Source organism: Endozoicomonas ascidiicola (genome assembly GCF_001646945.1).
Taxonomy (GTDB): Bacteria; Pseudomonadota; Gammaproteobacteria; order Pseudomonadales; family Endozoicomonadaceae; genus Endozoicomonas; species Endozoicomonas ascidiicola.
Genome location: NZ_LUTV01000005.1, coordinates 225,431 through 239,167, shown reverse-complemented (window position 1 = coordinate 239,167; position 13,737 = coordinate 225,431). Strand labels below are relative to the sequence as shown.

Here is a 13,737-nt window from a genome sequence, read left to right as displayed (position 1 = left end):
CTGGCAATGTGTATACCCAAAGGATTTCAAGTTGCTACGCGGCGGCAACCGAGTGAATCCCCATGAGCCTACGAGTAGTAGGTGATTGGGGTGAACGAGAGCAGCCAACAAAGTAGCAACATGAAAGGCGACGGGTATAAAAGTAAAGCGTTATGACGACCAAATCAAACAGTAACAAACGAGGAGCAAGCCGGGCGAGAAGCGGCGGTAAAACATCAAAAACACCTTTGCCGGGTTGGTTGTGGTTACTGGCTGGCTTATTGATCGGTGTCTTTGTTGCTTTTCTGGCTGGCCTGACGCCATCCGCAAAGGATGTGCGCAGTGTGGCGGATCAGGTTGCATCGGCTCCGGAGGCCGGTGAAAAGAAAGAAAATCAGCCCGTGTTTGATTTTTATACATTGCTGCCCGAGTCTGAGGTTGCCGTTCCCGCCGTAACACCGGAGCCGGTACGAAAAAGCGTTGAACAAAAAACCAGTAAACCCAAAGCCGCCGCTGAAGCGCCTAAGCCGACTCAGTCCGCAAAATATCTGTTGCAGGCAGGTTCCTTCAGGAATATCAGTGATGCGGAACGTCTGAGAGCCCGGTTGCTGTTGGAAGGATTGTCGCCCAAAATTGAAAAGGTCAATGTAGGCGGCGGAGAAACTTGGCATCGTGTTCAAATTGGCCCGTTCTCCGATAGTGCTTCTCTGAAGAATGCTCAAACCGTACTCTCGAGCCATAATATTGATAGCCTGCTGCTGCAGCTCAAGTAAATCTCAATTCTGACCGCGAGGAGAGAATCTCTCCTCGCTCCCTTGATAATCTCTATTATCCTCCCCATATAGACAATCAGTTATCTATTGGTTATCTGTTTTTAGAAAAGGAGCGAACCTTGCAACAGTATCGTGGTACAACCATTCTGTCGGTCCGCCGTGGCGGCAGTGTCGTGATCGGTGGTGATGGCCAGGTTTCGCTGGGTGATGCCGTCATTAAAGGCAATGCTCACAAAGTACGCCGTCTTTATAAAGGTAAGGTCATTGCCGGTTTTGCCGGAGGCACCGCCGATGCCTTTACCCTGTTCGAACGTTTTGAAGCCCAGCTGGAAAAGCATCAGGGGCGTTTGGTGAAATCAGCCGTAGAGTTAGCAAAAGAGTGGCGAACCGAACGAGCGTTGCAGCGTCTCGAAGCGATGTTGATTGTGGCGGATGCGACGGCATCTCTGATCATTACCGGTAATGGCGATGTGATGGAAACGGAAGATGGCATTCTGGCCATTGGTTCCGGTGGTTTCTATGCCCAGGCTGCGGCTAAGGCATTGTATGAAAATACAGACATTGGCGCCCGGGAGATTGTGGAAAAGAGCCTCGGCATCGCCGCAGACATCTGCGTATACACCAATTCCAACCGTGTGATTGAAGAGCTGCCAACAGCCTGATTGCCGTATCGAGTAAGAATTGAGTAATTTGAGAACAACATTATGTCGGATATGACTCCCCGCGAAATTGTCCATGAGCTGGACAAGCATATTATTGGCCAGGACGAAGCCAAACGAGCTGTTGCCATTGCATTGCGTAATCGCTGGCGCCGGATGCAGCTCAATGAAGATCTGCGCAACGAAATCAGCCCGAAAAACATTTTGATGATTGGCCCAACCGGTGTCGGTAAAACCGAAATCGCCCGCCGTCTGGCAAAACTGGCGAATGCGCCGTTTATTAAAATCGAAGCCACCAAATTCACAGAAGTGGGTTATGTGGGTCGTGATGTAGAATCCATTGTGCGTGATTTGATGGATGCCGCTATCAAAATGCTCCGCGAAATGGAAATGGAGCGTGTTCGTCATCGTGCGCTGGACGCTGCAGAAGATCGAATTCTGGATGCACTGTTGCCACCACCACGTTCTTTTGGTGAAGAGTCTCAGGGTGGCTCAAAAGAGGACAGCTCTACACGACAGGTGTTTCGCAAGAAACTCCGTGAAGGCGAGCTGGACGATAAAGAGATCGAGATTGATGTGCGCGAAGCCGCCATGGGTGTAGAAATCATGGCACCCCCTGGCATGGAAGAAATGACCAGCCAGTTGCAGAACATGTTCTCCAACCTGAACACTGGCAAATCCAAAGCCCGCAAGCTGAAAGTAAAAGACGCTTTGCGTATTGCTCAGGACGAAGAAGCCGCCAAACTGGTCAATGAAGATGAGCTGAAAGCCAAAGCGGTGGACGCGGTTGAGCAGAACGGCATCGTTTTCCTCGACGAAATTGATAAGGTCGCCAAACGTTCCAGCGGTGCCAGTGCGGATGTATCCCGTGAAGGGGTTCAGCGTGACCTGTTACCATTGATTGAAGGCTGTACTGTGTCTACCAAGTACGGCATGGTGAAAACCGATCACATTCTGTTTATTGCGTCCGGTGCCTTCCATCTGGCAAAACCATCGGATCTGATTCCGGAGCTTCAGGGTCGATTACCCATTCGTGTGGAACTGAAAGCGCTGTCATCTGATGACTTTATGCGCATTCTTACGGAGCCAGATGCGTCGTTGACGGAACAGTATCAGGCGCTGATGTCCACTGAAAATCTGAAGATCGAATTCCAGAAAGACGCCATTCGTCGTCTGGCAGAAGTGTCGTGGCAGGTGAATGAGCGCACTGAAAACATTGGTGCTCGCCGGTTGCATACGGTCATGGAGCGTTTGCTGGAAGAGGTTTCCTTCAGTGCAGCGGATCTGGCGACGAGCCAGGAAGGTGCGCCGCTGAAAATCGATGCGGCCTATGTGGATCAGCATCTTGGTGAATTGGCGCAGGATGAAGACCTGAGCCGTTACATTCTCTGATTAATTTTGCAGGTCGGTCATTCTGCAAGCATTGCCGACGTAACAGCCCGGTTGTCGCAAAAGCCCTGGTTCCCATGCTGTGCGTGGGAACCCAAACATCTAAACCTTTAAAATTTGAGGGTATGCATTCCCACGCGCAGCATGGGAACGAGGTTTCTGGAGTTTCGCGACAACTTCGGAGCATGGGAGCGAGATGTTTGGAGTTTTGCAACAGATTTTTATGCCCTTAGCGCTTTCAGATTACGCAACCGATAATCTGGAGGTGGAAATGGTATCTACAGGATAGCCTGATAGTGACATCGAAAATTCCTTCTGCCATCAAGCTTCATAAACAATCCAATGTTCTTGAAATTCAGTTTGGCTATGAATCGTTTCATCTGGAGGCTGAGTTTCTTCGTGTGCTCAGTCCCTCTGCAGAAGTACGAGGTCACGGCAACCCGGTGTTGCAAACCGGCAAGTTGCATGTAGCACTGACCGGTGTGCAAATGGTTGGGCAATACGCCATTAAACTGATCTTTGATGATGGGCACGATAGCGGTATTTATGACTGGAATTATCTTTATGAGCTCTGCCATGAGAAGCAGCGATTCTGGGATAGCTACCTTAAGACGTTGAGAGAGGCGGGTGCTAATCGGGATCCGGATGTATCGGTGGTCAAGCTGTTTCAATAAGGTGGTTGGATAGCAGTCACCTGCTCCTGATAGCCAGGAACAGGTGATAGGAGTGATTGTTAAGAGCCTGAGCTGCTAGTGTAGTGCGCCGTTCTTTTTGCTGCTTAAGCGGCAATTAGCTCGAACTACCTTCCTCAAGCTTTTCCACAAACTTTGGATCACGAGAAACTTTGAATGTCTTTTCCAGGTGAGGCTTAAGGCCATGGGCTTTCCATATGCGACGCACGCTTGTCGCACTAATGCCAGCGGCTTCAGCCATAGAGCGAGTGCTCCAGTGAGTAGCATTATCCGGCTTTGTTTGAGTGGTCAAACGAACGATTTCCGTAGCATYAATCTGTTCGTTACGACCACCACGAGGAAGGTCTTTCTCTATTCCCCGAAAACCTTCAGCTACATAACGAACTCGCCAACGGCTTACTTGTCCCCGTTCGATATTTAATGCTTCCGCAATTTCAAGATTGGTTTTTCCATCTGCAGCCAAAAGAATAATTTTAGAACGACGGGCAATGCGTACAGAGCTTTTATTTGACGACGATAGACGTTTTAGTAGTTTTTGTTCCTGTTCACTCAGGCTTATCTTGGCTGCGACTCTCATAGATAGTATCCGTCCTTAGATGCTCTTACCTATAATGGCACAGCGAGATTATTTATGTTGTATTAAATGCAGCTCACTACACTAGATGTGCTTGATTGATTTTCTGGTTGATCTTTCCCTCCGCTGATTAGGTCAACATTTTCATGTGTAAGAGTTGAGAGGTTGTTATCGATTATGTCTTTAAGCTCCGCTAGCATATTATCGAACGAATCCGTTTTATTGAGATTTATTCCATGTTGTGCTAGAACAAATTCTTCCAGACGATCCCTGTCACTCTTGTCCCCTTCATTTTCTTTTAAATTGTTCAAAAAATCCCAGTTAATTTCCATGAGGCTTGGTACTTCTACCTCTTGCATGACAGTTTCTTCTGCAGAGTTGGATGATCTACCATCGATCAAATCATTTAATGTGCTCACAGCAGCATCCAGTCCTGGACCATAATGTTTTGATAACTCTATAAGGGAGCAGACTGCGACTTCCGAGGTTGTTCTAGATTTAATCTCGCCTGCCTGCACTCTGGCAGTCAAAACCTCTAGGGATGTGGTATCTTCGGTGAGTTCAAATTCTATATCTTTTGTGAACCTTTGTTGAACCTCAGAGGGAACTCCTGAGAATTTTCTGAATGTTGAAAACTGCTTTTGAAGTGTTACTAATGAGTCTCTAGAGTTAATGAGTTGGTCGAGTGTTACTTCTGATTCGTGAAGCTGTATGTTATGCGCTAGGTCTCTATTTTGATTGTTGATAGTCTCTGGTTCGGCTGTTAGTTCTGTTTTTTCCTGTTCGATTTCAGTAGATCGTAACTGCAATTTTCGAAGCTCTTGCTCGAGTTGGAATGATTTTTCTTTCGCTTCTTCCGCTTCTTTTGTTTTAGATTCTAATTCAATAGTTTTCGAGTTTAGTTCTGCTTCTATTGTTTCTGTATTGGTTGTTTTTGCTTCTAGAGCTTCCTTTTTATCATGGATTTGTGTTGTTAGTTCTGTGTTTATCTTTCCTTGGTTTTCTAAGTTGGATTGTAAATCAGTGATCCTGTTTGTTAGTGTTTCTATTTCTTGCTCACTTTTAGCTAGTTTGGTGTTGAGTATATTGATTTTTGTGTGTAATTGACTATTTGCATAGAGATCTTGTTGGTTTTTGTTTAAATTTTCATTATGAATTTTTTTTAATTTATCGAGTTGATTTTTTGTTGTTATGGAGGATTCGTTGGCTTTTTCTAGCTGTGCGGAAAGTTTATTCTTTTCTGCTTTAAGTTCTTTGATTATTTGTTTTTTTTCATCGTTTTCATTTGATAGCGTAGTCCTTTCTTTTCTGAGGCTGTCTACTTCTTTCCCAGGTTGGTTGTTGCTTTTATTAAGGTCAGCTATCTCGTTTGATAGGAGTGTGCCTTCTTTATGATTGGTGTTTTTTAGGGTGTCTATCTCCATCTTGTTAGTTCTGAGCTCGCTTTCAAGGTCTTTAATGGTTTTATTTTTTTTACTTAGTGAGTAAATCAGTTCCGATTCGTGTTCGAGTAGGTTTTTAATTTTATCTCCAGGTTCCTTCTCGTGATTTTCAGCGATATCCCGAGTTTCGTTGAGCTCGGTTTGAACAGTCTCTAATTGATTCGCCAGATGCTCTCTCTCTTCAGTTAGATGGTTAAGCCCTGCTTTTAGCGTGTGGTTCTCTTGAATAAGCTTTTGACCACTATCTCCCAGAGAGGGTGTTGCTGATGTTGTTTCAACGCTCAGTGGGCTGCCAGATGATTTGGTGAGCCTGTAGCCGGTAGGAGGAGTTGAAGATAGTTCAGCCTTTATTGCTGTATTAAACCTTATAGTGTTGTCTGCGAAAGTCTTGATGTTTGCTAAAAGATCGGACAGTTTAGCCTCAGGGTATGTAGTTGTTGTGTTGTGGCAAGCTGCATGACCAGAACCTGAATTCGCGGGAAGAGAAACGCTATGGGGATCTGATTTGGTAGCGCCTCTAGAACAAGAAGAACTTAAGAAATTGCCGGAGTTTGTAGGTTGAATATTTTTATCTTGTAGTGTTGTTCCTGACGGTTCTGCGCTCTTAGAAGAATCGTTTTTCAGGCATGCGTCTAGTCTGCGTAGTAAATTGTTTGACGGTGCTTGAGTTGTGCAGTCGCGGCCTGTCATTTGGCCGGAAGGAGAGTGGGGGGCTTGATCCCCTTTTAGAGTTCTGGGGGGGAATCCGCAGTGATTGGTGCTAACACCTTGTGGGCAACTCATAGTTTACTGTCTCTTTTGTTGGTTGAGGTAGAACGCATCAGGTGGTGTTTTGATAGATAAAGGTTGAAAAAGTTTCCCTGAAATTAAGTGTCTTTTGTCATTGATAGATAGATTTAAATTGCCATTTGTAAAATTCTTAGGATTGACTGTTTCTCAGAGCGTTAGCGGTATTTCAGGCTGGCACTATTTTGTTTGATTGGTTGGAAGCATCATGACTGGTATTTTCTACTGACTCACACCAGCATTTGCCAGTACAATAGCCCACCATAAGACTGATCAGACTTTGCCGGGAAGGGTTATGACAGGCACTGATAAACGCTCCAATAACAACAGCGACAGACAATCGCAGGATGCCGCTACCAATAGCGCGACTAATAGCACAACGCACTTTGGTTACCGCGATGTGCCCAGTAAAGAAAAAGAGAACCTGGTGGCGGGTGTCTTTCATTCGGTGGCCAGCAGTTACGATGTTATGAACGATCTGATGTCCATGGGTGTTCATCGCTTGTGGAAGCGGTTCACGATCGAGCTTTCTGCCGTTCGGCCGGGTCAGAGTGTGCTGGATATTGCCGGTGGCACCGGTGATCTGGCACGAAAGTTTTCCCGTTTGGTGGGCGACAAAGGCCGGGTGGTCTTGTCGGACATTAATGAATCCATGTTGCGGGTTGGTCGGGATCGTCTGATTGATCAGGGCATTGTTGGCAATATGGAGTTTGTGCAGGCCAACGCCGAATGCTTGCCGTTTCCGGATAATACGTTTGACTGCATTACCATTTCGTTTGGTCTTCGTAACGTCACCGATAAGGATGCGGCATTACGTTCCATGTGTCGTGTATTGAAACCCGGTGGCCGTTTACTGGTGCTGGAGTTTTCCAAAACCAATAATCCGTTGTTGACCAAAGCTTACGATACCTATTCCTTTACGCTGTTACCGGCCATGGGGAAACTGGTGGCGGGAGATTCAGAAAGCTATCAATATCTGGCTGAAAGTATTCGCATGCATCCGGATCAAGACACGCTGGAAGGCATGATGAAAGATGCGGGTTTTGTAAATACCACCTATCACAATATGACCGGCGGCATTGTTGCGCTCCATAAGGGAGTGAAGCCCTGATGATGGATCCGGTCATCACAACCGGTTTGCTGGCAGCGTTGGAGCGGCAGGTGAATGCCGTTCTTGCTCTGGACCCGGTGACGTTAAAGAAACTGCAACATGAGTTTGGTAAAGTTGTCACCTTTCGTTGCACTTCCCCCAGCTTTACCTCATCGGGATGGAATGTTTTTGTGCACTTTGAGCAGGACGGCATTCGTCTTGCCAGTGTGTGTGAGGCGTCGGTTGATGCGGTGTTTGAAGGTTCTGCCGTCGCGTTTTCGGTGTTGGCCGTTAATCGGTCTCTGCCGTTTGATCAAGTGCAGGGTTTAACGGTGACTGGCGATGAAAAACTCATCGCTCAGCTGCAACATTTGCATCAGCAGCTGGAAATTGATTGGGAGCGCCCGCTGTGTGAAACCTTTGGTGATATTCCCGGTCATATGATGGCGCATAGTATTCGCTTTATGGGTAAGCACCTGCAGCGTGGCCATCAGATGATGACCGATAATCTTGGGGAATACCTTCAGGAAGAGATCGGGCTGATTCCTTCCCGCATTGAAGTGGAAGGGTTTGCCATAGAAGTGGAACAACTGGCAGCGTCTTTGAGCCAGCTTGAAGAACAGATACTGCCGTTAATTCATAATAAACGCCGGTCGGAATAAATCGGGAGCCTGTCGTTGATTCGTCTGTTTAAAATTGTGGCTGCCGTTGCCCGTAACCGGCTGGATAATCTGATTGATCCTCAGCGATCACCTTTTCTATTGCGTTGCTTTCTGGCCTTGTTGCCCTGGCGTTATGTGATTCGTAATACTGCCCCGAGAGGTGAGCGGATGCGTCACGCACTCGAAGCGTTAGGGCCGATTTTTATCAAGTTTGGCCAGATTCTTTCTACCCGCCGTGACCTTCTCCCCGATGACATCAGTGATGAATTGGCGCAGCTGCAGGACAACGTGCCGCCGTTCCCCGGTGAAGAGGCGGTGGCGATTATTGAAAGTAGCCTGGGTAATGACGTCGATACGTTGTTCGCCCGCTTTGATCGGGAACCATTGGCTTCGGCTTCGGTGGCTCAGGTACATACCGCACAGTTGCACAGCGGTGAAGAAGTAGTGGTGAAAGTGATTCGCCCGGGCATTGATCGGGTGATTCACAAAGATATCCAGTTGATGTATCTGTTTGCCCGGTTGTTGCTGGTGCTTTCAAAAGACGCACGTCGTTTGCGCCCGGTGGAAGTGGTGGCGGATTACGAACGGACTATTTTTGATGAGTTGGATCTGTTGCGGGAAGCGGCGAATGGCTCGCAGCTGCGTAGAAACTTTCTGGCTTCTCCGATGTTGTTTGTACCACAGGTATACTGGGACTACTGTCGTACAAGAGTCATGGTAGTTGAGCGCATCTACGGTGTGCCAGTGGCGGATATTGCGACGCTCCATGCCAAAGGTGTGGATATGAAGAAACTGGCGGAACGTGGCGTGGAGATTTTCTTTACCCAGGTGTTCCGGGATCGTTTTTTTCATGCGGATATGCACCCGGGTAATATTTTTGTGGATGCCACCAATCCAGCGGAACCGCGCTACATTGGTATTGATTTTGGCATTGTGGGCACCTTGGAACCGGAAGATCAGCACTATCTGGCCAGTAATCTGTTGGCATTCTTTCGTCGGGACTATCGCAAAGTGGCTCAGCTTCATGTGGATTCTGGCTGGGTGCCAAGAGATACGGCGGTAGGTGAGTTGGAAGCCGCTATTCGCACGGTGTGTGAACCGATTTTTGAGAAGCCTCTGAAGGATATTTCTTTTGGTCAGTTGTTGGTAAGACTGTTCCAGGTGGCACGACGATTTAATATGCAGGTTCAGCCACAGCTGGTGTTGCTAGAGAAAACGTTGCTTTATGTGGAAGGGTTGGGTCGACAGTTGTATCCCGATCTGGATTTGTGGGCCACGGCTCAGCCATTTCTTGAAAAGTGGATGAAGCAACAGGTCAGCCCGTCTGCCATTGCCTGCAATATTAAAGAGCAGGGACCGGACTGGATTCTCTCTGCACCGGTGATGGCGCAGAAGGTGATGTCGACGGTGCGCAATCTGGTGGATCAACAGCACGCATTTCATGATCGGCAGGTAGAAATTGAACGTCGTCAGAAAAAGCAGCGACGCTTTGGTATTGTGCTTTTGATGATTGGTGTAGCTGCGATGGTGTCATCGGGTTCTCTTGTGCTGGATCAGTCAATGCTGGGTTTGATGGCTGCAGGTCTGGGCGGCTGGCTGCTGGTGAAATAGTGATAAGCGAATAATGGATAACAAGATGGCGTCAACACACTGGTTGGATGAAGTGAAGTGGAATGATGATGGCTTGGTAACAGCCATTGCTCAGGATCATCAATCTGGTGACGTGTTAATGCTGGCCTGGATGAATCGTGAATCCCTGAAGCTCACTCTGGAAGAGGGTATCGGCGTGTACTGGTCCCGTTCCCGTGGCAAACTGTGGCGCAAAGGAGAAAGTTCCGGCCACACTCAACGGTTAGTAGAGTGTCGGCTTGATTGTGATGGCGATGCGATTCTGCTGAAGGTGGAACAGGTGGGTGGTATTGCCTGTCATACCGGGCGGCAATCTTGCTTTTATAAGCGACTGGAAGGTGATGATGTCGAAATGGCATCGTGGAAAGCCGCAGACCCTGTGCTGCAGGATCCAAAATCCATTTACAAAAATCAGTAGAAGCTTATTTTCATTGCTGTAAATCATCCTACGGACTAAAAGATGAGCGATATAATCCAACGATTGACTGAAATACTGAACAGCCGCAGAGAGGCGGATCCTGATTCTTCTTATGTAGCCCAGCTTCATAAGAAAGGGCTGGATCATATTCTGAAGAAAGTCGGTGAAGAGTCCGCAGAAGTGCTGATTGCCGCGAAGGCTTCCGAGCGGGATGATGCTCTTCATCAAGTTCAAGGTAAGGGCCTGGATGCGGTAGTGTATGAGACGGCGGATCTCTGGTTTCATACCATGGTCATGTTATCTCATCTGGGGCTTGAGCCTGCAGATGTACTGAACGAGCTGGATCGCCGTTTTGGTTTATCCGGCATTGATGAAAAGGCTTCCCGCGGGTAACTCAATTCCTTTTCCTTTAAGAACTTACGTCTGTAAAGGTGAATGGGTTATGATCGCGCAAACTGTTTACTAATTGATCAAGCTCGTGGCGAGCTGAAGGAGCAGGAAATGGGTTTTGGTGGCATTAGTATCTGGCAATTGCTGATCATTCTGCTGATTGTGGTGATGTTGTTTGGTACAAAGAAACTGCGTGGAATGGGCGGTGATCTTGGTGGCGCAGTCAAAGGTTTCAAGAAGGCGTTGAACTCTGAAGACGATGAGGCATCCAAGAAGGATGGCAAAGATGGCAGCGACGAAGAGTTTTCTACCAGCCAGAGAAATCTGGAATCCGACAAGCAAGAGCAGAAGCACTAAGCAGGATAATTCACTGTGCTGGATATAGGCTTTACAGAGTTAGTGCTGGTGGCTGTCATCGCTCTTGTGGTGCTTGGCCCAGAGCGGCTGCCCGGCGCGATTCGGACAACCGCATATTGGGTCGGCAAGATTCGCCGCAGTTTTCAATCCGTTAAGGAAGAGCTGGAGAAAGAAATTGATGCCGATGGTATCAAACAGCAAATTCATAACGAAGCGGTGCTGAAAGAGCTGAAGAAAACCCGGGATCAGTTTCAAAGTCAGATCACTGAAATCAAACAGTCAGTGAATTTTGATGGCGCTGAGAATTCAGGCGTTGCTGGAAAAGAGAAAGCTGAGGTGAAAGAGCAAGTTGTCGCTCCGACTCAGGAAAAGGGCGGTCAGTAAATCATGTCGGACAATTCAGAAGCACACGCTTCAGAAACTGGCTCTGCAAAAGGTAGCTCTGAAAAAGGTAGCTCTGAAAAAGAGAGTACTCATCAGCAAGCTACTGATCAGGAACAACCATTAGTGCAGCATCTTCTGGAGCTGCGCAGTCGTCTCCTGAAGAGCATCATAGCCATACTGGTGGTATTTGCCGGTCTGTTTTATTTTTCCAACGATATCTATGTGTATATCTCGGAGCCGCTGCGCGCCAGTTTGCCAGAAGGCAGTACCATGATCGCCACCGAAGTGGCCTCGCCCTTTCTGGCGCCTTTCAAGCTGACGATGGTGCTCTCCCTGTTTCTCGCTATTCCAGTGATTCTGCATCAGGTGTGGGGATTTATTGCGCCGGGTTTGTATAAGCACGAAAAGGTAATTGCGGTACCGTTACTGGTCGCCAGTATTGTCCTGTTTTATCTTGGAATTGCCTTTGCTTATTACATCGTCTTCCCGCTGATCTTTTCTTTCTTCACATCAGTGGGGCCGGAGTCAGTAACGGTGATGACGGATATTAACAGTTACCTGAATTTCATCCTTAAGCTGTTTTTTGCCTTTGGTGTGGCTTTTGAAATCCCGGTTGCTACTGTGTTGCTGGTGTGGTCTGGTATTTCAACCGTAGAAAGTCTGAAAGAGAAGCGCCCCTATGTGGTGGTTGGCTGTTTTGTGGTTGGTATGTTGATGACGCCACCGGATGTCATCTCTCAGGCGTTGCTGGCCATTCCTATGTGGTTGTTGTTTGAAGGCGGTATTGTCTTTGCCCGGTTTGTGAAAAGTCGTAAAACTATTGAGAACCCTTCCTGATTTAATGAATCTTCTTCTTTTAGAACCGCAGAACTTTATTACTGATGAGAGTGTTGATGGGCAGCTTGTTGAGTTGACTCATCGACAGCTGAAACATGTGCTGGAAGTTCATCAGGCGCAAGAGGGTGATGAACTTCGTGTTGGTCTGTTGAATGGCAATGTTGGTAGTGGAGTTATTACTCACTTATCGCCTGATCGAATGCAATTGCGAGTGAATCTGGATGCGCCTCCTCCGCCACCGTTACCTCTGATGGTGTTATTGGCTTTGCCCCGGCCAAAAATGCTGAAGCGCTCGTTGCAGCATCTGACTGCACTTGGCGTAAAAAAAATCATCTTGATGAACAGCTACCGGGTGGAGAAAAGCTTCTGGCAATCGCCCTGGCTATCTCCAGAGAAAATTCATGAGCAACTGGTTCTTGGGCTTGAGCAAGCGCGTGACACGATGTTGCCGGAAGTGATTTTGGAAAAACGCTTTAAGCCCTTTGTAGAAGATCGTCTTCCCGCATTGATGGAAGGTAAGCGGGGGTTGGTGGCGCATCCTGTTGGTGGGCAAGCTTGTCCACATCAGGTTACGGAATCTGCGGTTCTAGCTATTGGGCCTGAAGGCGGTTTTATTGAGTATGAAGTGGATAAGCTTGAGCATGCCGGCTTTGAGCGCATTCATCTTGGCCCACGGATTCTTCGGGTAGAAACCGCCGTGACCGCGATCGTCAGTAAACTTTACGACTGATTTTTAACGGAGTATGGTAAAGAGAGTACGTAGTAAAGAAGCGTATGTATGTGTTTCTTTATTACTTATGCTTTTTTCAAAAGGTTCACTGCTTGCCAGTAAGCCTATCTCACATAAACTATCTTCAAGTGGCTCTGACTATGGATGGAAAGAGATTGATAGTTGTATTCCTGTTCGCTCCCCTGTTTTTTATGCAGCTATTTTTTGCGCCAATGGCTTTCTCATCGACAGAGAAAGAATTGCTGCTTGATAAGCTTTATGACCAGGTGGGTATTGAAAGACAGCTAAATTGGATACACGACAGCATGACGCTTCAGCAGCAACAGTTACCATTGCCTGATGACGTTGTGGATACCGTGAATCAAGTGGTGGAGATTCGCTACAGTCCGGATTTTTTTCGTTCTTCAATGAAAACGACCTTGGATGAAGCATTGTCTATGGGGGAGTTGTCTCGGCTGATCCGATGGTTTGAGTCTCCCTTGGGACAGAAAATCTTACGCCTTGAAGCAGCAGCGAATGATCCGGCTAATCAAGTGACGATGGAAAGTTATATAGACGCGAAATTATCTCAGGGTGTGCCGAGAAATTTCCGTGTCCGATTGGTTGAAGAATTAATGGAGGCTTTGAATGCTGTAGAACTGAGCACTGAGCTTGCGGCAAGTGCCAGTGTGGGCGCGCAGCGCATGCTGCAGGAAGTGATGCCTGCTGGTGATGCTCAACCCATGCGCCCGGCACAAATTATCAAAGCGCAGGAAAAACCTCATATTCGCAAGCAGATGCCGGAAAGAATGCGGAATATCTTTTTGTACACCTATCGTTCATTGCCAGATCGTGAGATTCAGCAATATATTCAGTTTGCCCGTGAAAATGCTATGCAGAATTTTCAGCGTGGGCAGATTCTGGCGATAGCAAGGATGCTTTGAAAAGAGTGGTATGATTAAAAGGA

Annotated in this window: 16 protein-coding genes; 14 read left to right on the top strand and 2 right to left on the bottom strand. The window is 47.4% G+C overall.

Going from position 1 to position 13,737, the window contains the following annotated elements:
• Window positions 1-152: 152 nt before the first annotated feature.
• The 4 genes from AKL11_RS14940 to AKL11_RS14925 all read left to right on the top strand — a co-directional run bounded on the left by AKL11_RS14940 (window position 153) and on the right by AKL11_RS14925 (window position 3,474).
• The gene (locus AKL11_RS14940) at window positions 153-752 is read left to right on the top strand and encodes an SPOR domain-containing protein (protein WP_067518851.1); all 600 of its coding nucleotides are present in this window, start codon (window positions 153-155) and stop codon (window positions 750-752) included.
• Between the two features lie 119 nt (window positions 753-871).
• Window positions 872-1,414 carry an ATP-dependent protease subunit HslV gene (gene hslV / locus AKL11_RS14935; protein ID WP_067518849.1) on the top strand — a complete coding sequence of 181 codons (543 nt, stop codon included), beginning with the start codon at window positions 872-874 and terminating at the stop codon, window positions 1,412-1,414.
• Window positions 1,415-1,456: 42 nt separating this feature from the next.
• The gene (gene hslU, locus AKL11_RS14930) at window positions 1,457-2,803 is read left to right on the top strand and encodes an ATP-dependent protease ATPase subunit HslU (RefSeq protein ID WP_172807299.1); all 1,347 of its coding nucleotides are present in this window, start codon (window positions 1,457-1,459) and stop codon (window positions 2,801-2,803) included.
• Between the two features lie 293 nt (window positions 2,804-3,096).
• Window positions 3,097-3,474, top strand: a complete 378-nt coding sequence (locus tag AKL11_RS14925) for a gamma-butyrobetaine hydroxylase family protein (protein WP_067518847.1) — start codon at window positions 3,097-3,099, stop codon at window positions 3,472-3,474.
• A gap of 115 nt (window positions 3,475-3,589) precedes the next feature.
• Here the strand turns inward: AKL11_RS14925 and AKL11_RS14920 are convergent, their stop codons facing one another.
• Window positions 3,590-4,069: a helix-turn-helix domain-containing protein gene (locus AKL11_RS14920; protein WP_067518845.1), complete on the bottom strand. Its 480-nt coding sequence runs from the start codon at window positions 4,067-4,069 to the stop codon at window positions 3,590-3,592.
• 62 nt (window positions 4,070-4,131) lie between these two features.
• Window positions 4,132-6,291, bottom strand: coding sequence for a hypothetical protein (locus AKL11_RS14915; RefSeq protein ID WP_157673587.1), 2,160 nt, complete (start codon window positions 6,289-6,291; stop codon window positions 4,132-4,134).
• A 298-nt stretch (window positions 6,292-6,589) separates the two neighbouring features.
• Between AKL11_RS14915 and ubiE the strand changes: the two genes are divergently transcribed.
• From ubiE to AKL11_RS14865, 10 genes are all read left to right on the top strand, one after another.
• Complete coding sequence (gene ubiE / locus AKL11_RS14910) at window positions 6,590-7,405, top strand: bifunctional demethylmenaquinone methyltransferase/2-methoxy-6-polyprenyl-1,4-benzoquinol methylase UbiE (RefSeq protein WP_095210413.1); 816 nt, start codon at window positions 6,590-6,592, stop codon at window positions 7,403-7,405.
• The gene (locus AKL11_RS14905) at window positions 7,405-8,046 is read left to right on the top strand and encodes a ubiquinone biosynthesis accessory factor UbiJ (RefSeq protein ID WP_067518841.1); all 642 of its coding nucleotides are present in this window, start codon (window positions 7,405-7,407) and stop codon (window positions 8,044-8,046) included. Before ubiE ends, AKL11_RS14905 begins: the two co-directional genes overlap by 1 nt.
• A 9-nt stretch (window positions 8,047-8,055) precedes the next feature.
• Window positions 8,056-9,657: a ubiquinone biosynthesis regulatory protein kinase UbiB gene (gene ubiB, locus AKL11_RS14900; protein ID WP_216636814.1), complete on the top strand. Its 1,602-nt coding sequence runs from the start codon at window positions 8,056-8,058 to the stop codon at window positions 9,655-9,657.
• Window positions 9,658-9,682: 25 nt separating this feature from the next.
• Window positions 9,683-10,093 (top strand): phosphoribosyl-AMP cyclohydrolase, encoded by a 411-nt coding sequence (gene hisI, locus AKL11_RS14895; RefSeq protein WP_067519708.1) that lies wholly within the window; start codon window positions 9,683-9,685, stop codon window positions 10,091-10,093.
• A 42-nt stretch (window positions 10,094-10,135) separates the two neighbouring features.
• Window positions 10,136-10,486 (top strand): phosphoribosyl-ATP diphosphatase, encoded by a 351-nt coding sequence (locus AKL11_RS14890; protein WP_067518837.1) that lies wholly within the window; start codon window positions 10,136-10,138, stop codon window positions 10,484-10,486.
• Between the two features lie 108 nt (window positions 10,487-10,594).
• Complete coding sequence (gene tatA, locus AKL11_RS14885; RefSeq protein WP_067519705.1) at window positions 10,595-10,840, top strand: Sec-independent protein translocase subunit TatA; 246 nt, start codon at window positions 10,595-10,597, stop codon at window positions 10,838-10,840.
• Window positions 10,841-10,855: 15 nt separating this feature from the next.
• Window positions 10,856-11,224, top strand: a complete 369-nt coding sequence (gene tatB / locus AKL11_RS14880) for a Sec-independent protein translocase protein TatB (protein ID WP_067518835.1) — start codon at window positions 10,856-10,858, stop codon at window positions 11,222-11,224.
• Window positions 11,225-11,227: 3 nt separating this feature from the next.
• Window positions 11,228-12,061, top strand: coding sequence for a twin-arginine translocase subunit TatC (tatC, locus tag AKL11_RS14875; protein WP_253705212.1), 834 nt, complete (start codon window positions 11,228-11,230; stop codon window positions 12,059-12,061).
• A 4-nt stretch (window positions 12,062-12,065) separates the two neighbouring features.
• Window positions 12,066-12,791: a 16S rRNA (uracil(1498)-N(3))-methyltransferase gene (locus AKL11_RS14870; RefSeq protein WP_067518833.1), complete on the top strand. Its 726-nt coding sequence runs from the start codon at window positions 12,066-12,068 to the stop codon at window positions 12,789-12,791.
• 140 nt (window positions 12,792-12,931) lie between these two features.
• The gene (locus tag AKL11_RS14865) at window positions 12,932-13,714 is read left to right on the top strand and encodes a DUF2059 domain-containing protein (protein ID WP_157673586.1); all 783 of its coding nucleotides are present in this window, start codon (window positions 12,932-12,934) and stop codon (window positions 13,712-13,714) included.
• The last annotated feature ends 23 nt before the right edge of the window (window positions 13,715-13,737 follow it).